This window comes from Bacillus sp. JK74, from assembly GCF_053663395.1.
The window spans coordinates 468,998-489,139 of sequence record NZ_JBSJQB010000003.1 but is presented as its reverse complement, the minus strand read 5'-3'; the positions used below and the strand labels follow the sequence as shown (position 1 = coordinate 489,139).

At 45.1% G+C, this 20,142-nt stretch carries 25 protein-coding genes, 1 tRNA gene and 1 riboswitch; of the genes, 8 read left to right on the top strand and 18 right to left on the bottom strand.

The window, feature by feature from the left end; translation table 11 throughout:
• Nucleotides 1-88: 88 nt before the first annotated feature.
• Nucleotides 89-925 (bottom strand): lipoate--protein ligase family protein, encoded by an 837-nt coding sequence (locus ACWJJ5_RS12730; protein ID WP_129091565.1) that lies wholly within the window; start codon nucleotides 923-925, stop codon nucleotides 89-91.
• A 193-nt stretch (nucleotides 926-1,118) separates the two neighbouring features.
• Between ACWJJ5_RS12730 and ACWJJ5_RS12725 the strand changes: the two genes are divergently transcribed.
• Nucleotides 1,119-1,499, top strand: a complete 381-nt coding sequence (locus ACWJJ5_RS12725) for a rhodanese-like domain-containing protein (protein WP_007408335.1) — start codon at nucleotides 1,119-1,121, stop codon at nucleotides 1,497-1,499.
• A 52-nt stretch (nucleotides 1,500-1,551) separates the two neighbouring features.
• Here ACWJJ5_RS12725 and gcvPB read toward each other — a convergent pair whose 3' ends face one another.
• Genes gcvPB through gcvT form a run of 3 tightly spaced genes read right to left on the bottom strand, consistent with a single transcriptional unit; the run spans nucleotide 1,552 to nucleotide 5,481 of the window.
• A complete protein-coding gene (gene gcvPB / locus ACWJJ5_RS12720) occupies nucleotides 1,552-3,027 on the bottom strand; it encodes an aminomethyl-transferring glycine dehydrogenase subunit GcvPB (protein WP_070082106.1) in 1,476 nt (491 codons plus the stop codon).
• Complete coding sequence (gcvPA, locus tag ACWJJ5_RS12715) at nucleotides 3,020-4,366, bottom strand: aminomethyl-transferring glycine dehydrogenase subunit GcvPA (RefSeq protein ID WP_454022442.1); 1,347 nt, start codon at nucleotides 4,364-4,366, stop codon at nucleotides 3,020-3,022. Before gcvPA ends, gcvPB begins: the two co-directional genes overlap by 8 nt.
• A 14-nt stretch (nucleotides 4,367-4,380) precedes the next feature.
• Complete coding sequence (gcvT, locus tag ACWJJ5_RS12710; protein ID WP_454022441.1) at nucleotides 4,381-5,481, bottom strand: glycine cleavage system aminomethyltransferase GcvT; 1,101 nt, start codon at nucleotides 5,479-5,481, stop codon at nucleotides 4,381-4,383.
• A 178-nt stretch (nucleotides 5,482-5,659) separates the two neighbouring features.
• Nucleotides 5,660-5,760: riboswitch (glycine riboswitch) on the bottom strand.
• 144 nt (nucleotides 5,761-5,904) lie between these two features.
• On the opposite strand from gcvT, the gene ACWJJ5_RS12705 reads away from it, so the two are divergent.
• From ACWJJ5_RS12705 to sinR, 4 genes are all read left to right on the top strand, one after another.
• Complete coding sequence (locus ACWJJ5_RS12705; RefSeq protein WP_060562612.1) at nucleotides 5,905-7,575, top strand: DEAD/DEAH box helicase; 1,671 nt, start codon at nucleotides 5,905-5,907, stop codon at nucleotides 7,573-7,575.
• Between the two features lie 17 nt (nucleotides 7,576-7,592).
• Nucleotides 7,593-8,387, top strand: coding sequence for a YqhG family protein (locus ACWJJ5_RS12700; RefSeq protein WP_104842681.1), 795 nt, complete (start codon nucleotides 7,593-7,595; stop codon nucleotides 8,385-8,387).
• Nucleotides 8,388-8,563: 176 nt separating this feature from the next.
• On the top strand, nucleotides 8,564-8,737 hold the full coding sequence (sinI, locus tag ACWJJ5_RS12695) for an anti-repressor SinI (protein ID WP_003153105.1): 174 nt from the start codon (nucleotides 8,564-8,566) through the stop codon (nucleotides 8,735-8,737).
• Between the two features lie 33 nt (nucleotides 8,738-8,770).
• Nucleotides 8,771-9,106, top strand: a complete 336-nt coding sequence (gene sinR / locus ACWJJ5_RS12690) for a transcriptional regulator SinR (protein ID WP_003153104.1) — start codon at nucleotides 8,771-8,773, stop codon at nucleotides 9,104-9,106.
• Between the two features lie 47 nt (nucleotides 9,107-9,153).
• Here sinR and tasA read toward each other — a convergent pair whose 3' ends face one another.
• From tasA to tapA, 3 genes are all read right to left on the bottom strand, one after another.
• Complete coding sequence (gene tasA, locus ACWJJ5_RS12685; RefSeq protein ID WP_007408329.1) at nucleotides 9,154-9,939, bottom strand: biofilm matrix protein TasA; 786 nt, start codon at nucleotides 9,937-9,939, stop codon at nucleotides 9,154-9,156.
• A gap of 63 nt (nucleotides 9,940-10,002) precedes the next feature.
• Nucleotides 10,003-10,587 (bottom strand): signal peptidase I SipW, encoded by a 585-nt coding sequence (sipW, locus tag ACWJJ5_RS12680; protein WP_060562614.1) that lies wholly within the window; start codon nucleotides 10,585-10,587, stop codon nucleotides 10,003-10,005.
• A complete protein-coding gene (gene tapA / locus ACWJJ5_RS12675; protein ID WP_173613471.1) occupies nucleotides 10,559-11,230 on the bottom strand; it encodes an amyloid fiber anchoring/assembly protein TapA in 672 nt (223 codons plus the stop codon). Before tapA ends, sipW begins: the two co-directional genes overlap by 29 nt.
• A gap of 258 nt (nucleotides 11,231-11,488) precedes the next feature.
• Here tapA and ACWJJ5_RS12670 point away from each other — a divergent pair, with 258 nt between their 5' ends.
• Complete coding sequence (locus ACWJJ5_RS12670; RefSeq protein ID WP_003153097.1) at nucleotides 11,489-11,818, top strand: DUF3889 domain-containing protein; 330 nt, start codon at nucleotides 11,489-11,491, stop codon at nucleotides 11,816-11,818.
• A gap of 39 nt (nucleotides 11,819-11,857) precedes the next feature.
• Here ACWJJ5_RS12670 and ACWJJ5_RS12665 read toward each other — a convergent pair whose 3' ends face one another.
• The 9 genes from ACWJJ5_RS12665 to ACWJJ5_RS12625 form a co-directional block, all read right to left on the bottom strand.
• On the bottom strand, nucleotides 11,858-12,037 hold the full coding sequence (locus tag ACWJJ5_RS12665) for a YqzE family protein (RefSeq protein ID WP_003153093.1): 180 nt from the start codon (nucleotides 12,035-12,037) through the stop codon (nucleotides 11,858-11,860).
• A 55-nt stretch (nucleotides 12,038-12,092) separates the two neighbouring features.
• Nucleotides 12,093-12,470, bottom strand: a complete 378-nt coding sequence (gene comGG / locus ACWJJ5_RS12660) for a competence type IV pilus minor pilin ComGG (protein WP_094247734.1) — start codon at nucleotides 12,468-12,470, stop codon at nucleotides 12,093-12,095.
• On the bottom strand, nucleotides 12,471-12,866 hold the full coding sequence (gene comGF / locus ACWJJ5_RS12655) for a competence type IV pilus minor pilin ComGF (RefSeq protein WP_094247733.1): 396 nt from the start codon (nucleotides 12,864-12,866) through the stop codon (nucleotides 12,471-12,473).
• Between the two features lie 13 nt (nucleotides 12,867-12,879).
• A complete protein-coding gene (gene comGE, locus ACWJJ5_RS12650; protein WP_015388003.1) occupies nucleotides 12,880-13,194 on the bottom strand; it encodes a competence type IV pilus minor pilin ComGE in 315 nt (104 codons plus the stop codon).
• Nucleotides 13,178-13,615: a competence type IV pilus minor pilin ComGD gene (gene comGD / locus ACWJJ5_RS12645; RefSeq protein ID WP_025852922.1), complete on the bottom strand. Its 438-nt coding sequence runs from the start codon at nucleotides 13,613-13,615 to the stop codon at nucleotides 13,178-13,180. The genes comGE and comGD overlap by 17 nt, the downstream gene beginning before the upstream one ends.
• Complete coding sequence (gene comGC, locus ACWJJ5_RS12640; protein WP_327969171.1) at nucleotides 13,605-13,913, bottom strand: competence type IV pilus major pilin ComGC; 309 nt, start codon at nucleotides 13,911-13,913, stop codon at nucleotides 13,605-13,607. The genes comGD and comGC overlap by 11 nt, the downstream gene beginning before the upstream one ends.
• A 4-nt stretch (nucleotides 13,914-13,917) precedes the next feature.
• Nucleotides 13,918-14,955: a competence type IV pilus assembly protein ComGB gene (comGB, locus tag ACWJJ5_RS12635; RefSeq protein WP_454022455.1), complete on the bottom strand. Its 1,038-nt coding sequence runs from the start codon at nucleotides 14,953-14,955 to the stop codon at nucleotides 13,918-13,920.
• Nucleotides 14,942-16,012: a competence type IV pilus ATPase ComGA gene (gene comGA, locus ACWJJ5_RS12630; protein WP_003153083.1), complete on the bottom strand. Its 1,071-nt coding sequence runs from the start codon at nucleotides 16,010-16,012 to the stop codon at nucleotides 14,942-14,944. The genes comGB and comGA overlap by 14 nt, the downstream gene beginning before the upstream one ends.
• A gap of 191 nt (nucleotides 16,013-16,203) precedes the next feature.
• A complete protein-coding gene (locus ACWJJ5_RS12625) occupies nucleotides 16,204-17,154 on the bottom strand; it encodes a magnesium transporter CorA family protein (protein WP_071391609.1) in 951 nt (316 codons plus the stop codon).
• Nucleotides 17,155-17,299: 145 nt separating this feature from the next.
• Here ACWJJ5_RS12625 and ACWJJ5_RS12620 point away from each other — a divergent pair, with 145 nt between their 5' ends.
• Nucleotides 17,300-18,601 (top strand): hemolysin family protein, encoded by a 1,302-nt coding sequence (locus ACWJJ5_RS12620; RefSeq protein WP_094247732.1) that lies wholly within the window; start codon nucleotides 17,300-17,302, stop codon nucleotides 18,599-18,601.
• 37 nt (nucleotides 18,602-18,638) lie between these two features.
• Here ACWJJ5_RS12620 and ACWJJ5_RS12615 read toward each other — a convergent pair whose 3' ends face one another.
• Nucleotides 18,639-19,469: an STAS domain-containing protein gene (locus ACWJJ5_RS12615; RefSeq protein WP_070082115.1), complete on the bottom strand. Its 831-nt coding sequence runs from the start codon at nucleotides 19,467-19,469 to the stop codon at nucleotides 18,639-18,641.
• Nucleotides 19,470-19,540: 71 nt separating this feature from the next.
• On the opposite strand from ACWJJ5_RS12615, the gene ACWJJ5_RS12610 reads away from it, so the two are divergent.
• Nucleotides 19,541-19,611, top strand: a tRNA-Gln gene (locus ACWJJ5_RS12610).
• 63 nt (nucleotides 19,612-19,674) lie between these two features.
• Here the strand turns inward: ACWJJ5_RS12610 and ACWJJ5_RS12605 are convergent.
• Nucleotides 19,675-20,055 carry a Spx/MgsR family RNA polymerase-binding regulatory protein gene (locus ACWJJ5_RS12605; protein ID WP_003153079.1) on the bottom strand — a complete coding sequence of 127 codons (381 nt, stop codon included), beginning with the start codon at nucleotides 20,053-20,055 and terminating at the stop codon, nucleotides 19,675-19,677.
• Nucleotides 20,056-20,142: the final 87 nt, after the last annotated feature.

The window sequence follows — 20,142 nt, the reverse complement described above, 5'->3', positions numbered from 1 at the left end:
CCAAAAAGCACCTTAACTTTATAAACCATTACAAGTTTACACTAACGGTCATGAAAAAACAAGGATGCTTCCGGTCTGTCAAGCCTTATCAGCGCTTATAATTCCATTCATCAGACGCGTATTTCGTCTCAGCCAGCTCATTGACAAATGCAAGCTCTTCAGACGTGAGTGTGTAAGGCTCAAGATGAATGTTCAGCCCTTCCTCAAAACCGGCTTTAAAAGCGATTCTGGCCTCATCCATCGTTACCCGTTTCGGCGCTAAGGCGTTGATGGCTACCGCTTTGTTTTTGAAATTCCGCTGCATGCGCTCACGGACTCTGTCGCTCGGATATAAAAACAGATCAAACAGCTTATCCTCATCAATGTCAAGCAGGATGGAACCGTGCTGAAGAATGACGCCTTTTTGGCGTGTCTGTGCGCTTCCGGCAACTTTCCGTCCTTCGACGACCAGCTCATACCACGAAGGGGCATCAAAACAGACGGACGAGCGCGGATTTTTCAAGCTTTCTTTTTCTTTCTCCGTTCGCGGAATCGCAAAGCAGGCATCAAGTCCAAGGTTTCTGAATCCCTGCAGAATACCTTCTGAAATCACCCGGTACGCCTCTGTCACCGTGGCCGGCATTTCCGGGTGATTCTCTGAAACGATTACGCTGTATGTCAATTCTTTATCATGCAGAACACCCCGTCCGCCTGTCGGTCTTCTGACAAACCCGAGGCCGTGTTTATGTACTGCGTCAAAGTTAATTTCCTTCTTAATATTTTGAAAATACCCGACAGACAAAGTTGCCGGATTCCAGCCGTAAAATCGGATCACCGGAGGAATTTTCTTTTGGCTGTGCCAATATAAAAGCGCTTCATCCAGCGCCATGTTAAATGCCGGGCTTTCATTCCCTGAGTCAATAAACCGCCATGTTTCTTTTTCCATATACTGAACCCTTCTTTATCGTTTTAATAAAATCAGTTTAACAAACTGCCTTGAAAATGAAAAATATTTCGTTTCATTAAGGATGACAATCGCTTCATGCTTTACTATAATAGTATTTGTCCCAAAACGTCCGGTAAGCCTTGTTTTCAGGAAGCAGGGTTTTGATTTTATAAGCTAAAGGAGTAGAATTGCATTGTCTAATATGATTGCTTTAATTATTGTTGCGGCGTTTATCGTTTATATGATCGTGTCGTATTTTTACCAGCAGCGTTTAATGAAAACACTTACGGAAGAGGAATTCCGCGCGGGCTACAGAAAAGCGCAGCTGATTGACGTCCGTGAACCGAATGAATTTGAAGGCGGCCATATTCTCGGCGCGCGCAACATTCCGCTGTCACAGCTGAAACAGCGCAAAAGTGAAATCCGTCCTGATAAACCCGTTTATCTGTACTGCCAAAACAATGTCCGCAGCGGACGCGCGGCACAGACGCTCCGCAAACACGGCTGCAAAGATATTTACAACCTGAAAGGCGGATTTAAAAAATGGGGCGGAAAAATTAAAGCAAAAAACTAATCATGAAAAAAGAGCTGTCCGTTTTATACGGAAGCTCTTTTTTTATACCGTGTCAGCGGCTGACGTCAGGTGTACGTTCGTATTTTAAAACCGGCTTTCTTGCCGCCTTGGTTTCATCCATTCTTTTGACAACTGTTGTATGCGGCGCCTCCTGAACGATTTCAGGCGATTCCTCCGCTTCCCGCGCAATTTGAATCATGGCATCTATAAACGCATCAAGCGTTTCCTTCGATTCCGTTTCCGTCGGTTCGATCATGATGCTTTCTTCAACATTGAGAGGAAAATACACAGTCGGCGGATGATAGCCGAAATCCAAAAGCCGTTTGGCAATATCAAGCGTTCTTACGCCGAGCTTTTTCTGCCTTCTTCCCGATAACACAAATTCATGCTTGCAATGACGGTCAAACGGGAGATCATAATAAGGCGCGAGTCTTCTCATCATATAATTTGCATTTAAAACCGCGTTTTCGGTCACAGCTTTTAAGCCGTCAGGCCCCATGGAACGGATATACGTGTAGGCTCTGACATTAATGCCGAAGTTGCCGTAATAAGGTTTTACGCGCCCGATCGACTGCGGCCGGTCATAGTCAAAAGTCAAACGGCCCTCTTTTTTCGTAAGAACGGGTTTCGGCAGATACGGAATGAATTCTTTTTTCACTCCGACCGGCCCTGAGCCCGGTCCTCCCCCGCCGTGCGGCCCGGTAAATGTTTTATGCAGATTAAGGTGAACGACGTCAAATCCCATATCTCCCGGTCTTGCTTTACTTAAAACGGCATTTAAATTCGCTCCGTCATAATAAAGCTTTCCGCCGGCCTGATGGACGATGTCAGCCATTTCCGTAATGTTTTCTTCAAACAACCCGAGGGTGTTCGGATTCGTCAGCATCAGCGCCGCTGTTTCTTCGTTTACCGCTCTTTTCAAATCTTCAATGTCAACCAGCCCGTGCTCATTTGACTTAACGGTAATCGTTTCAAAACCGGCGACCGTGGCGGATGCCGGATTCGTACCGTGGGCTGAATCAGGGACAATCACCTTCGTCCGTCCGAAGTCTCCCCGCGCTTCGTGATAGGCGCGGATCATCATCAGGCCGGTCCATTCGCCGTGAGCGCCCGCCGCAGGCTGCAGCGTCACCTCGTCCATGCCCGTAATCTCCTCCAAGTGTCCGCTTAAATCGTATAAAAGCTCAAGCGCCCCCTGAACTGTGTCCTCGTCCTGAAGCGGATGAATAGCGGAAAAACCTGCGAACCGGGCAATTTTTTCATTTAATTTCGGATTGTATTTCATCGTACAGGAGCCGAGCGGATAAAAGCCTGAATCAACTCCGTGGTTTCTCTTAGAAAGAGCGGTATAATGCCGCATAATATCAAGCTCTGATACTTCCGGCAGCTTTGCGTCTTCATCGCGGATATAGTCACCGGGAAGAAGGCTTTCAAGCTCTGTTTCCGGCACATCAAGCTCCGGAAGGCTGTAACCGACACGCCCTTCGCGGGACATTTCAAAAATAAGCGCCTGATCTTGATTATTCATGTTGATCCCCCAATCCCGCAATAAGCGAATCGATCTCTTCTTTCGTTCTCAGCTCTGTGACGGCAATCAGCATATGCTGATTCAGTTCCGGATACGCAAGACCTAAGTCATATCCGCCGATGATGCCGTCTTGCAGGAGCCGCCGGTTTGCTTCCTTGACGGGAAGATTCAGCCTGACGGCAAATTCATTAAATATCGGGCCGTCAAATGCTACGTGCAAGCCGGCTTTTTCCGCTTGGCGTCTCGCGTAATCAGCTTTCAATATATTTTGGCGGGCCATGTCTTTGACGCCGTTTTTTCCGAGCGCCGTCATTGCGACTGAAGCCGCTAAAGCATTCAGCGCCTGATTTGAACAAATGTTAGACGTGGCTTTGTCTCTTCTGATATGCTGCTCGCGCGCCTGAAGAGTGAGAACAAAACCTCTTCGCCCGTTTTCATCCTCCGTTTGGCCGACAAGCCGGCCCGGCACCTTTCTCATCAGTTTTTTCGTTACTGCAAAATAGCCGCAGTGCGGGCCGCCGAACGCCGCAGGTATGCCGAAAGGCTGCGCGTCTCCGATGACAATATCAGCCCCGTATGCCCCGGGCGGTGTCAAAATACCGAGCGCGAGCGGGTTTGAAGAAACAATCAGCTGGCTGTTTCCTTTATGTGCGAGCGGCTCAATGTCCTTTAACGGCTCGATTTGTCCGAAGAAGTTCGGATACTGAACGATCACGGCGGCCGTCTCATCACAAACGGCATGTTCCAATGCTTCAAGATCTGTGACGCCGTTTTTCGCGGGCACCTCTACAACCTCAATATATTGGCCCTTTGCGTATGTTTTCAAAACATCCCGTGATTCCGGATGAACGGCTGCGGAAATGACGATTTTTTTCTTTTTCGTATGTCCCGACGCAAGCATCGCCGCTTCCGCAAGCGCCGTTCCCCCGTCGTACATAGAGGAGTTTGCGATATCCATTCCCGTTAATTCACAGATCATTGTTTGAAATTCAAAAATCGCCTGCAGCTCCCCTTGTGAAATTTCAGGCTGGTAAGGCGTATATGCCGTGTAAAACTCTGATCGGGATATCACATGATCGACGATAACCGGCTGGTAGTGATCGTACACTCCTGCGCCCAGAAAAGATGCATATGTAACAGCGTCTTTATTTTTCGCCGCAAGCTTTGTCAGCTCTCTCGTCAGCTCCGTTTCAGATTTTGCTTGTTTAATTTGGTAGTCTTTTTGAAACCTCACATCTTCCGGAATATCGGCAAACAGTTCATCAATTGTTTCTGCGCCGATGGCTTTCAGCATTTCTTTTTTATCCTGTTCTGTCGCGGGCAAATATCGATGCTTCATATGACTCTCCTTTTTCAGCTCTGTTTTGGACGTTTATAAAACGGTGTGCGGACAATCTTCGCTTTTACCGTTTTTTTACGGATTTCCACTTCTACTTCCGTTCCGACTTCACTGAATTCCGTTTTGATCAAGGCAAGGCCGATATTTTTCTTTAAAGTCGGAGATTGCGTGCCTGTCGTGACTTCACCGATCGGAACACCGTCTTTTTTCACGGCGTACCCGTGTCTCGGAATCCCTTTTTCAATCATCTCAAGTCCGACCAGCTTTCGCGGGGCTCCTTTTTCTTTCTGTTCACGCAATACAGATTTCCCGAAAAAATCGGAATCTTTCTTGTGTTTCACGGCAAATCCGATTCCGGCTTCAATCGGTGTAATATCTTTCGTCAATTCCTGACCGTATAAAGCAAGCTTCGCTTCAAATCTCAGCGTATCACGGGCGCCGAGGCCGCACGGAACGAGGCCTTCATGCTCTCCCGCTGCAAGTATCTCCTTAAATAGATGAACCGCATCTTCATTGCGGCAATATAACTCAAACCCGTCTTCACCGGTATAGCCCGTTCTTGAAAGCAGGACTTGGCATCCGGCAACGTCCGCCTCGTCAATAAATGTAAACGGCTTTAAGGAGGACAAATCACATTCAGTCAGCTTCGCAAGAACCAACTGAGCATTCGGCCCCTGAACGGCAAGCAGTGAAATCCCGTCAGACTGATTCGTCAGCGTGACGTCGCCTTCCGCATGTTCCGTCAGCCAGGCGATGTCTTTTTCAATATTAGACGCGTTTATCACGAGCAGATAGCAGCTCTCGCTTTTCTGATAGATCAGCAAATCATCGACCGTACCGCCGTCAGGATAGCACATGGCGGTATAAAGCGCGTTTCCCGGCTTTAAATCGGCAACGTCATTTGTCATCATTTTTTGCAGAAAAGACAGGGCGTCTTTACCGGATACTTCAACTTCCCCCATATGAGACACATCAAACAGTCCTGCTTTTGTGCGGACGGCTTCATGCTCCTCTTTAATAGAAGAAAATTGAACCGGCAGCTCCCATCCTCCAAAATCAATCGTTTTTCCGCCGTATTCTTTATACACGTCATAAAGCGGTGTTCGTTTCAGCATCATCTTCCCCCTTCAGTCATTGGCGCATTGTAAAAACATATAAAAAAGGACAGAGAAACACCTCATGAAAATGAAGGTTTCTCTGTCCCGGCACCTGAAAGTTTACTTTATGAACATATCATAAAGACGTCCCCTTTGGTGGCCTGCTTCTTCTAAGTGCAGACACTCTCCAGAGTTGCGTCGAGCAAGAGTTCTTTTGCCTGAGAGATTCACTCCGCAGTTTGCTCCTTCGGCGCCCGGACGCCCATCTTTCGTCCGAGTCTCTCCCCTTGCTGTCATTCGCTCATATTTACCAATTTTATGGACATACTAAAGCAATATCTTTTAGTGAAATCATTACTTATATCCTACCACCCTCATTTACGTCCGGCAACAAAAATTATGATAAATCAGTTTTTTAAAAGAAAGGCGGTTTTGTTACATATGACAGCAGAGATCATATTTGATGCAAACTGGCCGGGAGAGTTTTCTGAGCGGCTGAAAACGGACGGTCCCTGGTCAAATTGGGAGATGTACAAACTGTCGGCTGAAGTCCAGCAGACCCTTGCCATTCCTGAATTCGAAGGGTTGAGGGCTCCTTTGTACCTTCCCGATTTCACTCCGCTTCCCCATCAGCTTGAGGTCGCGCAGAAAGTCGTTGAAAAAATGAACGGCAAGGCGATTTTGGCTGATGAAGTAGGGCTCGGAAAAACGGTGGAAGCGGGCCTGATTTTAAAAGAATATATGATTCGCGGGCTGGCCAAAAAAATCCTGATTCTTGTGCCGGCATCACTCGTTTCCCAGTGGGTGAAAGAGCTTCAGGAGAAGTTTTTAATACCCGCTGTTGAACAGAAGAAAAGCTATGTGTGGGAACAGTGCGATATCGTCGTTTCTTCTATTGATACGGCCAAACGCTCCCCTCACAAAGACATTGTCCTTTCTATTCCGTATGATCTCGTCATTATTGACGAGGCGCACAAGCTCAAAAACAGCAAAACGAAAAATTATGAATTTGCGAGAAGTCTTGTGAAGAAATACTGCCTGCTTCTGACGGCGACGCCGATTCAAAACCGGATCGAAGAAATCTTCAATTTAGTGTCACTGTTAAAGCCCGGCCATTTAGGAAACGAAAGCGGATTTCAAGAAACCTTCAATCAGAAGGACGGGATTGACGCTCATGAGCATTTGAAAGAACTCGTCAATAAGGTGATGATCCGCAACACGCGGAGCGACACCGGCCTTACATGGACGAAGCGCCACGTGGAAACAGTGCCGATCACCTTTTCACCGACGGAACAGGCGCTTTACGATGACATTGCCGCACTGAAAAACGGCACGGAAAAGCCCGCAAGCGCATTTTCCATTATGACGCTGCAAAGAGAGTGCTGTTCAAGCCGGGAAGCCGTGTATATGACGCTCAAAAAAATGCTTGACCAAAAAGACAAACAAGCGCCCGCATTCGATGAACAGACGATCGCTAATTTAATGGACCGCATCAATCAAGTCACGCAAAACTCAAAAGCGATTCAAGTTGTTGACTTGATCCAAAAGATTAATGATAAAGTCATTATTTTTACTGAATACAGGGCGACACAGATTTACCTGCAATGGTTCCTTCAGCAGAACGGCATAAGCTCCGTTCCGTTCAGAGGCGGATTTAAACGCGGAAAAAAAGACTGGATGAAGGATCTCTTCCGCGGCAAAGTGCAGGTGCTGATTGCTACAGAAGCAGGAGGCGAAGGGATCAACCTGCAATTCTGCAACCATATTATCAATTATGACCTCCCGTGGAACCCGATGCGGCTTGAACAAAGAATCGGAAGGATTCACAGACTCGGTCAGGAAAGAGATGTCCATATCTACAATATGGCGACAAAACATACGGTGGAAGAGCATATCTTAAAACTTCTGTATGACAAAATTCATTTATTTGAAAATGTCGTCGGAGAATTAGATGACATTTTAACAAAAATCAAAGTGAGCAATTTTGAAGACCATTTGCATGATATTTTATGCCATTCGCTGACAGAGGAGGAAATGAGAATCAAAATGGACAATCTCACCTCTTTTCTGTCGTACAGTACGGAAAAGCCCGCCACAAAAAAAGGCTCTTAAAAAGGAGGAAGCGCGACATGAGACAGCAGGAGGTTCACCAATTTTTACTGCGCTTTTTTGAAGCGAACCACTGCCCGATTACAGAACACGGGCCGGGTTTTATGACGGTTCAGTTGACGGTCGAGATGGACAAACAAATTATGAACCGCCCGTTTTATTGGCATTGGCGTGAAAAAACGGGCGGCGAACCGAACCCGATGAAGATTACGTTCATCACTGATAAAGAAACGGCTCCGGAGGATATGGACGGCGAGTTTATTTACTTTGGAGCCCCGCGCCTCTTTCAAATCTTTCAAGCAGTTAAACAAAATGGGAGATTTACAAGAATATATGAGAAAATTGTATCAGCCGGAGCCAGAGTGCCGCTTCAGCCCTGGCTTGGATTAAATGTAGTGATTTCATACCAATCCGACATGAAAAAAGACAGACTTTTGTCTTTAGGCCTGCATCTTGTTTCTGGAACAATTATAGAAGGGTTTCAGCAGAAGCTTGCACCGCTTCCGCTGGCCTCGCAAATATCAGACTATTGCTTTACCATATCGCCGATGATTAAGCCGGAAAGCGGGATTAAAAGGATGGAGCATTACTTAAAAGACGCTGCCGCCAAAGAGCCGTCAGACTGGGCTGACAGCGCGATCGCCAGATGGAAAAAGGACCTCAGGCTGCTCGATCAGTTTTATGAGCAGACAGAAGAAAAACCTGAGGAATACCATTTGGAAAAACAAGCGCTGAAAGCCTTATATCAGCCGAAAATTCACATTCAGATTGAAAACGGCGGTTTATTTTTCCTGCAAAGTAATTTTTCTGGATAAGCGTTATCCATTCGACACCTTTCCCGTTTTTTCTGGAAATTCTATATTATAATAAAAGTATATAGAAAAAATTTCTGGCGTTTCGCATGCGATGAATCACTTCCAGACATGTAAAGATAAGGTCATGGGCGGATTGGCTGAAATACATAAACAAGTATTTTAGGAGGAGAAAATGCATGAAAAATGCAAAAATGGAATTTTCGCAATTAGATAAGGAATGGGTTGAGCTGATATTAGAAGCCCAAAAAGCAAATATCAGCCTAGAAGAAATACGCAAATACCTGCTTTCGCATAAAAAGTCTTCTCAACATATCCAGGCAGCCAGAAGTCATACCGTAAATCCTTTCTGAATGTGCTATAATATCACAAGGAAGGTGATGACATTGATTGGCCAGCGTATTAAACAATACCGAAAAGAAAAAGGCTACTCACTATCAGAACTAGCTGAAAAAGCTGGGGTAGCGAAGTCTTATTTAAGCTCAATAGAACGAAATTTACAGACGAACCCCTCCATTCAATTTCTCGAAAAAGTCTCCGCTGTTCTGGACGTCTCGGTTCATACTTTACTTGATGAAAAACATGAAACCGAATACGATGGTCAATTAGATAGTGAATGGGAGAAATTAGTTCGCGATGCGATGACATCCGGGGTATCAAAAAAACAATTTCGTGAATTTTTAGATTATCAAAAATGGAGAAAAGCGCAAAAAGAGGAGTAGTGCCGCCATATGTGCACAACTCCTCTTTTAACTGTCCGACTTTCGGATTAGTTTTTATCCTCACTGTGAGCCTTTTCATTTTCCTTGACGTAACCGTCTTTATCCGTATGATCTTTCGTAATGGTCAAGCCGTTCCATTGCGTTGCTTCAAAAGAGAATTGAAGAGAAATCGCATTGCCTTGGAACTTGTTTTGCACACTTAATCCGTCCGCAGTTTTTGCGGTGTCATTTTTAAATTGGATTTCCATTCTCACCTGGTCATAATCAGCAGGCGTTTTCGGAACTCCGTCGTACTCAGGAGCTGTTTTGCCGTTAATGGTTGCCACATTGACTTTTCCGCTCTCGCTCAGGAATTTCGGATCAATGTGCTTGCTGATCGCTTCGGCAGCTGCTTTATCCTGTTTTGTTGACATTAAGTATAAGTCTTTCAGGCTGGCCGCCTTTAAAATGATATTTTTAGGATAGCCGTTGCCCCCTTCTTTACCGACTGTCAGAACCGTAATTTCAAACTGGCTGAGGAAATCCTCCGCAGATTCATTTCCTTTCTTTGCTCCTTTAAAGTCAGTAAAATTCAAAGCCATCAGCACTTCTTTAATGGCAAGTGAACCGTTGTTTCTGAATTCAAAATCTTTCGTCAATTTATCACCTGGTTTTAAGTTTGACAAATTGACATTGGCTGATTGTTCTTTAGCCGATAAATCAAGTGTTCCTGACGCAAATGTAGCGTCCGTCGACTTTACATCATTAAATGCGGCCCATGTGCCTCCTCCTACTAATGCTAAACCGAGTGCGGCAGAGGCAACGCCCAAGCTTAATTTCTTTTTCATACCCATGTTTGTACTCCCCTTACTTTTTATTTTTTGTTATCAAATCCTGTCGCCAGGTTGCAACCGTATTCATGTGGAGATGGTTCCCTTTTTCGCATGTTCTTCCAGCGCTTTCGTTTTCCGCTCAATATCGCGGAGGGCGCTGACGATGACTGTTATTGAGTAAATCAAAAGCATGACGCCGGGAACGATTAACAGAATCGCCGTTCCGATCGGCTGGCTTGCCAAATGTATGACATATCCTGCATACGGAAGCTGATATCCCGTATACTGGGCCGCCACTTTTTCAGCTTGAACGGGTGCGGCATCCGGGGCGGCATTATGGTCCCCTTTTGTCTCAAACAGCAGGTTCCCGTCCTTTTTTGTGATCCCGATTATTCTGTGTGTGACGGCTGTTCCGTCATCTTGCGTAAAGGTGATCACATCCCCTTTTTTTAAGTCATTCACGTCAGAAATTTTCTTTACCGCTATGAGCGAACCCGTCTTAAATTCCGGGTCCATTGAACCCGACAGCACGGATTTCAGCGTATAGCCGAAGATGGCCGGCTCACCCCCGGAAGCCCGGGTCGAAATCACCGTTAACGTCAGCACAATAATCAGGCTGAAGATGACGGCATATAAAATATTACTGATCAGTTTCAGCGCTTTTTTCATGTTCTTCCCCGCTTTCTTTTACCGGCTCAGCCGGCTCTTTCTCCGTTTTCTTTAGCTCGGAAACGGTCGCCTGTTCCCGGCATTTGACGAGTTTCATCGGTTTTGACCACTCAAATTTTTCTTCGTCCGCCGGATACCCTTCAGGTTTGTAAACCTTGAATGCGTATATGCCCGGCTGCAAAGACCGCTTTGACTCAATTTTATAAATCGTTTTGCTTTTTTTATCAGTAATAAGCCCTTTATCCACAACATTCCCGTTTCGTAAAGGCTGCTGCTGAGAAGCGATTTTATGGAGCTCCCATTTCCAGTCAGAAACAGTCCGCTCTTTTCCCTTATTCTCCAGCTCGGCATAGAGTTGAAGCGGCGCACACACGGTGCCTGACGTATCAGTTTGATTTGTTATATGTAAATCACTCTGATCCCAGCGTTCGTCATAACGGCAATCGTCATCCGTATATTGAAAATCTCCGCACGTTTGAACCGGGAGACTGAAGCTTTTCACATCATTGAAGGAGGAACTTGTATCACCTGTGAACTGAGCACATATCGTCACGGACAGGCAAAAAATGAACGAAAGCCGTAAAAATAGCATCATCCGCCATCTCACCTTGCCCTTTTTTTCCATTCGCAACCGTCGGAACATGCCTTACCCCCTGTAAAACTGTTAATAAATATGACAACCGTTCTCTTTAAAGAACCGCATGAACAAAGTATAATCAAGGATTATCGTCTTGAAAAATGTCAAAATCGGTCAAATTGTTCGTTTTTAAGAATGGTATCTTTCAAAAACATCGTTTTGCTTCAAATTACACACCTTTTTGGAATTTTTTCTAATAAAACGTGAGAAAATAACGAGGTGACTAGAACAAAATGGAAAGTATATACAGCGAAAGGACGAAGAATGATGATCACACAAAGTCTGATTTGCCTTTCTCTTCTTGTTTTCGGGGTTTCAGGAACAGCTCAGGCGGAAACGGTGCCTTATTATGCTGTTCACCATAAATCAAAATGGGAAAAGTTAGCAGAAAAAGAAGCTAAAAAAAGGTATCCGCTCGCCCAAACATTATTTATTCAAAAGGTGTGGGATCGGAAAAGAACGGATGAAGCAGTCAAACAATACCACTTGACATTGCGGGATGGCGCAAAAGAATTTGGTGTGTTTGTTACGATTTCTTTTAATCCCTACAGCCAAAAGGTAAATAAAATTGCCGTCATTGAGGAATACCAATAAGGCCCTCCTGATACAGGAGGACCTTTCGTGTGATTCACTTTATTTTTTTCGCTGCATCCACAGCTTAAAACTGTACGGCAATATTCCGAACCAGTGCTGAGAAGCCGGCACTTTCTTTTCTTTCCGCACTTCTTTTCGCTCTCTCCGTTCCTGTTTCGGTGTATCGAAATATTTAACGAATTGCTCAGTCATATATTTTACATAATCATTTGTTTTCACGGCTCTCACCTCAAGTGCTGTCTTTACTATGAAGTGTTGTCCCGCCGCCTCTTTTTTATACTTCCGTCCATTGAATCAGCTGTTTCTTCTTCTGATCGAACAAAAGGTGAGCCTCGCGTCTCGTGCCTGACACTGTTTCGGCCTGAATTGTAACCTGAACCGTTTCCCGGCGATCACTCCCGGTGATGTGGAAGGAAACAGTTCCGTACGGAAAACGCTGTGTACCAGTTTGGACCTTTTGTCCCTGTGTCATATGGCGGCTTGACAGCAGCGCGCCGTTTTGGAGCAGATTCTCTCCGATCCAGTACTCCCCGGCCTCTTTCGCAAATGTTTTTCGGGTGATGAAATCAGATGAAGTATAGCTGATGACAAGTAAAACTGCGGCAGAAACAAACAGAACCGCGGGATAGATAAAACCGTCAGATTTGTGCATTTAATCACCTTTTAAAGAGCTGTAAACCGGAATGACCGCCTGATTCTTTTTACCTGTAACGCTTGAGATCTCTAATAAGAGCAGGCCGTTTTTCACATCAGCCGTTAATGATGCCGCGTTTTGCAGGATCGGCACGTGGCCTTTTCCGTTTACTCTTTTCCTTATCATCTTATGATAAATTTCAAAACGCACTTCTTCGCCTCCTGTTTCCCGGCATGCTAACGCCCGTCCGCCGTCCGCCGGCTTCACAGTCTCAGCCTGTTTACATTCGTTCATGATCTGCTGAACGGCAATTTGATGCTCCCGGCTGTCTAATCCGCCGTTATCGGTCCGGTTTGATAAAAACAGATGTAAAATCGGGCCCAGGGTGCCTGATAGGAAAAGACAGACTGCCAAGGAGAACAAAACATTAAGAAGCGTAAAGCCAGTCTGTTTTGAGAATGCTGAGGCACATTTCTTTTTCGCCGCGGTCAGCCGCACACACTTTGTAATACTCACCATCCTCCTTCCACTTCACACCGGGAGACGGCGGCTTTTTTCCGGTCATCATATAAGTGCTGATATGTTTCTGAAGAAGCTGGTACGCTTCCTGGCGATCTTCTATTTTCAGACCATCTGTCAGCATGCCCGTCCAGACCGGAATGATAGACGTCATAAGGAACAGCCAAATGGCCATTGCTGATAGTGTTTCAATAGTAGAGAACCCTTTATTTCCGTTTAGCATGGACATTTCCGCTCCCTAAGTAAACTGTGATCTCATAGGTGAACCCGGCGCTCTTCAATTGAATCTTTCCTCCCGAATTCGGATGGCCTTTTTCGTTAAATTCAAGGCTCTCCGGTAAAGTTACAAGTGTAATGTGAAGCGAATCAAAAGAACGCTCGACAATCCTTCCGGCTGACTGCAGTTTGTATTTATGCTCTTTTGGAAGAAAAGTGATTTTTGTTCTTTTATGTTCTGCGATAGCCGTTTCCTGCGCAAGCTGAATATCTTTTTGAAGCTGTTCTGTTTTTTGCCGCACGGCAAGGTGGGTGCAGACCGGCGGAACCGTCGTGAACAAAACCGTCAGCAGGACGGACGCCAGGCTTAACACAATCAGGCTTTCAAGAAGGGTAAACCCGTTTTCTGTCCGCCTGTTATTGTTCAACTGTAACTTCTCCGCCACTAATTAAGATCTTTTTACCATTCGGGCAGGCTGTATTCTTTTTGATATACCCCTCTGATTGTAAATCGTTCATATCCGGCATTTTACCTTCATGGTCGATTTCGTACGCCGTCACTTGGGCTTTCACCATATTCTGCAGTCCTTCACAGCCTTTATGCTGAATGCTTTGATTATGTTTTGTAACGTTAGGAATGGTGATTAAAAGCAGAATGGAAACGATAAATAAAACGATCAGCATTTCAATTAAAGTAAATCCATCTTGATTTTTCAGACGAAGCACTCCCTTACATTTGGTTCATCATCTGGTACATCGGCATCAGCATTGACATGTAGACAATTAAAATCATACCGGCCACAACACCGTAAATGACAGGCTGGAGAATGCCGGTATACTTCGCCGCGTTTTGTTCAAGACGCTCCATCATAAACTGGCTGTACGTATAAAGTTCGCGGTGAAGCAGGCCGTTTGCCTGTCCGTGGCTGACTGCAGCCGCAAGATCTTTTTCATAACACGGATGCCCGGAAAGAGCGGATTCTATGGTTTCTCCGGCTTTCAGACGTGTAATGAGCATCTCTGCTTCTTCACGATAAAAAGGCAGAAAAGATTGTTCTTTAAAAGCTGTTAAGCTGTCATAGATAGAAAGGCCGGATTTCAGAAGACTGCTGAGCTGTAAAGAGAAAAAGTAGCTGTTAAAAAGAACGGCCGCTTTTCCCAAGAGGGGTATTTTCACAACAATGAGCATTTTATCTTGCGGGGATTTTTTCTTACATAAGAACCAAACGTACAAAAACAAGCAGAAAGCTGCGGACAGCGCCAGTGCGCAGGCTTCATGAAAATGCCGAAAAAACGCAAAGATGAAAGCAGTCGCACCGGATGTATTCATATTCATTGATTGATAAATCCCAGAAAACTGCGGAATAATTAAACTTTGCAGGATATAAAACATGACACAGACGGAAGAAATTAAAAACATCGGATACCGGAGCATTTTTTTGATTTGATTCGTCTGCATGAGCTTTCTCTGTAATAATTCGCCGCTTTGTTTCATCGCCCCCGGCAATTCTCCGTGTTTCTCTGCGAAATAGCAGATAGAGACGGCTTCTTTATGAAAAGACAGTGCCTCAAGCACTTCGTAAAACGTATCACCTTCCCTCAGCCGGCGGATTCCGTCCGTCAGCTCTGCAAGCTGACGTTTATGCAGCTGGAGTTTCAGCAGTCTGAGCCCTTCAATCAGACTGTATCCTTTTTCCGTCATTTCACCGAGCCTTTTCAAAAAAGCCGCTTGATCCTTCAACGGCCAGGTTCGTTTAATCCGCTTCATGATACACCCATCGATCGTAATTGTCGGTCGTGACATAGCCGAGCGCGATTCCTTTTCTGATCAGCCTGCGGAGCGTCTGATATTGAAAATTGGCGTGCTCTCCCTTTGCTTCCTGAAAGCATTGGGTAAGGTTTTTCCCGTAGAGCAGTTCATAAATGCCCGCACGGCGTGTCTGCCTGTACATCCGGCAGTACACGGAACAGTTTTCCTCTTTGCAGAACGGACATGTTAAATCAACCAGACGCTGAGCGGCAATGGCAATGACGGTTTGTTCAATTTCTGTCATGTTCACCCCAAACTCCAGCAGTCTGTATATGGCGCCCTTAGCATCCCTTGTGTGCAGGCTTGAAAGAACGAGGTGTCCCGTCATGGCCGCGCGGACTGCGATTTCAGCCGTCTCGGCATCCCTGATTTCACCTAAGATGATCATATCGGGATCATGTCTTAAAATCGCTTTTAAACCGGCGGAATATGTGACTCCGGCTTTTTCATTCACCTGAACTTGCAACACATCCTCATCTCTTGTTTCTACGGGATCTTCAAGCGTGACAATCCGCCGGTTGAAATGCCTTTTTGCATAGTTGACAAGCGAGTAAAGGGTGGTCGTTTTTCCAGATCCGGTCGGTCCGGTAAACAGAAGCAGGCCGTGCGAATGCTTCAGAAAGGACAATAGTGCGGCGCCCGCCCCCCGAAATAAAGACAGTTTATCCAGAGGGGGAATCTGCCGCTTAGGCAAAAGCCTGATGACAAGACTTTCATCATTCATTGTCGGCAAGGTTGACATTCTCAAATGAACGGTTTCCGTCGGAAGCGGCAGAGACAATGACCCGTTTTGCGGCTTACGTCTTTCTCCTATATCCATGGCCGATAAAAACTTGAAATGAGAAATAAGCCTTACGCATTCCTCTTTTTTTAAGACTCTTTTTTTCACAAGAGCATGCCCGATGCGAAAATGAATGAAAGCATCCTTTTCTCTCGGCACAATGTGTATATCTGAAGCCCTTGCCGTATAGGCCTCGTTTATGATGTTCCTGCTGTATGTTTCAATATTTTTCACAAGACTTTCCTCCTTCCGCACGTATTGTAAATCAGATACACAAAAGCCGGCAAAGGAGAGATTATGCGTTTTACACTGTGTAAAACGTAAAAAAATAAAAAATAAGCCCCCTGACTTTGATTTACTGAATGAAATCCGGAACCATTCGGCCATTTTCAGCCATCAAAAAAGCAGGCGTATGCCTGCTCTTCTTAGCGTTTCTTTTCTTTCCGCAAATATTTTTTTTGATGCTCCCTCAAAATGTCTCCTGTCCAGCCTTTCTGCCGCAGATAAATATAAATCAGCAGGGTTGATACAATAATGAGCACGATGGAACAGATATACGCATATTTCCAATGAAGCTCCGGCATGTTATCAAAGTTCATCCCCCAGAGAGCTCCAAGCGCGGTCATCGGTGTAAAGAGAGTTGTAAAGATCGTCAAGGCTTTCACAATTTCATTTCCTCTTTGGGAGGTAATGACTTCCTCGGCGTGCAGCAGATTGCTCAGTTCCTGATCAAACTCATTGATATATGTAATCCCTCTTTCCATCTTATGATGAGCCCTGAGGTAATCTTTCTGCCTGTCATTTTTCGGGAGAAACGCTTCTTTTAAAGCCATTTCCACTTTTTTAGCTCCCAGTGTAAGACCTTTCCAAATGAACAGCTCATGGCGCAGTTTATGCACATTTTCCAAGATTCCTTTGCTGTTGTCATCATGAATCTGCCATTTCAGCGTCCGCTGCTTGACTTCAAATTCATCCAGTCCGATCAGATAGGAATTCATCAGCTCTCCCAGCAGAACAAAAAAGCCTTCAATCGGATTTTCACAGGTTTGAATCTGCTGTGTGGCATGCTTTTCTTTTACACCGCGCAGCAGCGAAAAATCAAAATTAATCGTAAAAAAGAAGTCTCTCGTAATATAAAAGTGAAATACGGTATGGTTTTTTTCATCATCTAATCCTTGATGATAGATTAAAGATCCGAAAACCGCTTCATTATTCTGATCATTTGTATCTGAGCGCAGAAAGTTTATATGATTTTCATGTTCAAACCACTTTTCGCATTGCGGCCAGTGATTGTGATGGATCATTTTTTTCGCTTCCGCTTTTTCATGCGGACCGAGCTGGTACCACAGCCAGTCCGCTCCCGAATGTACCTTCATCTCTTGTCATCCTCCAGTATCGCTTTCTTGTTTTATTACCGTAAATGAGGCGGGCTAAACCAGGTTCGATGTTTGAGCAGCTTTCTACAGTGGTATTATTCCGAAAAAAGGGAGGTGCAAGCCTTCCTTCGCGGAAGGCGTTACATTGTATATCATCAAACTATCTGCCATCGTACTATTTATTTTATTAACGGCGTGTTTTGTCGCCATAGAGTTTTCAATTGTTAAAGCAAGGCGCTCCCGCATTAATCAGCTCATTGAGGAAGATGTAAAAGGAGCAAAAGCAGCCAAGCATGTCATTACACACCTCGATGAATATTTATCGGCGTGCCAATTGGGCATCACCGTCACCGCTTTGGGGATCGGCTGGCTGGGTGAACCGACAGTCAAAGCAATGCTTCAGCCGTTATTTTTAAAAACCGGAGTTCACGAAGCGGTTGCCCAAGTACTGTCATTGATCATCGCCTTTCTGCTGGTTACATATGTGAATGTCGTCATCGGCGAACTCGCCCCGAAAAGTTTTGCTATCCAAAAAGCCGAGCGGATTACACTTTTATCTGCCAGACCGATGATTTTGTTTTATAAGTTAATGTTTCCATTCATCTGGCTGCTCAATCATTCCGCCCGCCTGATTACAGCCATGTTCGGCTTGAAGCCTGCTTCCGAACATGAAATGGCTTATACGGAAGAGGAATTGCGGGTGCTCCTTGCCGAAAGCTATCGAAGCGGCATGATCAAAAAAAGCGAGCTGCATTACGTAAATAACATTTTTACATTTGATAAGCGCACTGCCAAAGAAATTATGGTGCCCCGGAATGAAATGGTGAGCCTGCCGTTAGACAGCGGATCGGGACATATGCTCCGGGACATTATCAAAACAAATAAATATACCCGGTATCCCGTCGTAAAAGGAGATAAAGATCATGTAGTCGGCATCATCAATATTAAAGAAGTTTTATTCAGATTCCTGTCAGAAGGAGGGGCGTTTACAAAACACGAACTCAGCCCTTACATCCAGCCGGCGATCCACGTGATTGAGACGATTCCGATTTATCAATTGTTCGTTAAAATGCAGCGGGAACACGCCCATATGGCCATTCTCATTGATGAGTACGGCGGAACCGCGGGATTAGTAACGGCGGAAGATATCATTGAAGAGATCGTCGGCGAAATCCGCGACGAATTTGATACGGACGAAACACCTTCCGTTCAAAAGCTTGGGAAGAACCGCTATCTCCTGAACGCCAAATTGCTGATCAGTGACGTCAATGATTTACTCGGAACAGAGATTACGGCTGATCAAGTCGATACACTCGGGGGCTGGTTTCTTACTCAGCATATTGAGGCGAAGCCCGGGAGCACCATTGATTTTGAAGGCTACACATTTACGGTAAAAGAAATCGACAGCCATCATATCATGACGATTGAAGCTGACAAAGCTGAATAGCTGAGGGAGAAATCCTCCCCGGCCATTCAGCTTTTTATCATCTTAATGATTCTTTTACGATAAATCCGTTTTTTGCCAGCGCCTTCGCCAGACTCTGCTCTGTTTTCACCTGAGAAAAATCGATGCCGAGCTTCACGACAGTCTGCGCGATTTCCGGTCTGATGCCTGAGATTGTCGTTTCTATGCCAAGAAGTTTTGTGCTGTCAATCACTTTGAAAATCTGATAAGCGACCATCGTATCCACAATCGGCACTCCTGATATATCTAAAAATAAATAAGAAAGACGGAGTGAAGAACATTGGTCAAGCACCGATTCCAAAATCATTTTTGCCCGGTAGGTATCAATTTCGCCGACGAGCGGCAAAATTCCAATACCGTCGGCAATCGGCATAATCGGCGCGCTTAGTTCGTTAATCATTTCCTTTTGGGCGTTTAATTGTGTAACCGTCACTTTATAATATTCCTCTGTAAATACTTCAATCATATGGTCAATTGCTTTGTTCAGCTTCTCTCCCCAATGGAATACCGCATTCGCCCCGGGCTTCTCAGACATCGTTTCACAGCATGTCTGTATGCGGTTCCAGACCAATCTCCGGAATTCTTTAAAGCTCGTGACGCTTTCATAGACCGGTACTTCATGGACGGCCCGGTCCCTTGCGAACTGAAGCGCCCACTTTGTCAGCTCCTCTTCCCCGCCGTCTTTTTCCGATAAAATGCCGGCAACGATTTCAATTAACAGACGGTGCTGCATTTCCGCTTTCTGATCATCTGAAGGCCGCCCCGATTTTGGTATGAGCAGCCACTGGCGTGTGATTTCACCTGATTCTTCAATTAAGGTTCGAGATAATGTTTCATTCAAATGTTTCACGGGTCTCCTCCATTCAAATTACTTTGTATGTATAAATCGGCGCCGGACGCACATACTGTAATTACATCCGATGGGCTATAGCCAAGCGGTAAGGCAATGGACTTTGACTCCGTGATCGTTGGTTCGAATCCAGCTAGCCCAGTCCCGCAACCGCAAAAAACGAAGATTAGCTGATAAATTTGATCAGCGGATCTTCGTTTTTCTCTTATGATACAGATTGATGTACCGTTTTTTTCTTCGTCAGCTTCATCAGTTCTCCCGGATTGTATCCGATAACGAGCTTATTGCGATCGATCAGAATCGGACGCCGCAGCAGTTTCGGCTTCTCAGTCAAAAGCTTCAGCACTTCATTTACAGTCATTTCTTCAATGTTCAGGTTGAGGTTTTTAAATGTTTGGCTTCTCGTCGCCAATATTTCATCAATTCCTTCGGTCGTTAATGATAAGATCTGCTTCAATTCATCAATTGTCGGTGTCTCCCTGAATAGATGGCGCTCTTGAAAGTCAACATTGTGGGCTTTTAGCCAATGTTTCGTTTTTCGGCATGATGTGCAGCTCGGGTATGAATAAAAAATAAGTTCTTTCATTTTTAAAAATTCCTCCCTCGGATAATCCGTCTCTTTGTTAACATAAGTACCCTGAACTTTTTTTCCCTAAACGTATTTCAAAAAGAT

Excerpts from the sequence above, each read along its gene's own strand:
- ACWJJ5_RS12670 (WP_003153097.1), top strand. The coding sequence starts at position 11,489 with ATGATGATCACACAAAGTCTGATTTGCCTTTCTCTTCTTGTTTTCGGG.
- comGB (WP_454022455.1), bottom strand. The coding sequence starts at position 14,955 with ATGAAGCGGATTAAACGAACCTGGCCGTTGAAGGATCAAGCGGCTTTT.
- sipW (WP_060562614.1), bottom strand. The coding sequence starts at position 10,587 with ATGAAAAAAGCGCTGAAACTGATCAGTAATATTTTATATGCCGTCATC.
- tasA (WP_007408329.1), bottom strand. The coding sequence starts at position 9,939 with ATGGGTATGAAAAAGAAATTAAGCTTGGGCGTTGCCTCTGCCGCACTC.
- ACWJJ5_RS12730 (WP_129091565.1), bottom strand. The coding sequence starts at position 925 with ATGGAAAAAGAAACATGGCGGTTTATTGACTCAGGGAATGAAAGCCCG.
- comGE (WP_015388003.1), bottom strand. The coding sequence starts at position 13,194 with ATGCTAAACGGAAATAAAGGGTTCTCTACTATTGAAACACTATCAGCA.
- ACWJJ5_RS12605 (WP_003153079.1), bottom strand. The coding sequence starts at position 20,055 with ATGAAAGAACTTATTTTTTATTCATACCCGAGCTGCACATCATGCCGA.
- gcvPB (WP_070082106.1), bottom strand. The coding sequence starts at position 3,027 with ATGAATAATCAAGATCAGGCGCTTATTTTTGAAATGTCCCGCGAAGGG.
- ACWJJ5_RS12625 (WP_071391609.1), bottom strand. The coding sequence starts at position 17,154 with ATGAAGGTACATTCGGGAGCGGACTGGCTGTGGTACCAGCTCGGTCCG.
- comGG (WP_094247734.1), bottom strand. The coding sequence starts at position 12,470 with ATGCACAAATCTGACGGTTTTATCTATCCCGCGGTTCTGTTTGTTTCT.
- tapA (WP_173613471.1), bottom strand. The coding sequence starts at position 11,230 with ATGTTCCGACGGTTGCGAATGGAAAAAAAGGGCAAGGTGAGATGGCGG.
- sinI (WP_003153105.1), top strand. The coding sequence starts at position 8,564 with ATGAAAAATGCAAAAATGGAATTTTCGCAATTAGATAAGGAATGGGTT.
- gcvPA (WP_454022442.1), bottom strand. The coding sequence starts at position 4,366 with ATGAAGCATCGATATTTGCCCGCGACAGAACAGGATAAAAAAGAAATG.
- ACWJJ5_RS12700 (WP_104842681.1), top strand. The coding sequence starts at position 7,593 with ATGAGACAGCAGGAGGTTCACCAATTTTTACTGCGCTTTTTTGAAGCG.
- gcvT (WP_454022441.1), bottom strand. The coding sequence starts at position 5,481 with ATGCTGAAACGAACACCGCTTTATGACGTGTATAAAGAATACGGCGGA.
- ACWJJ5_RS12705 (WP_060562612.1), top strand. The coding sequence starts at position 5,905 with ATGACAGCAGAGATCATATTTGATGCAAACTGGCCGGGAGAGTTTTCT.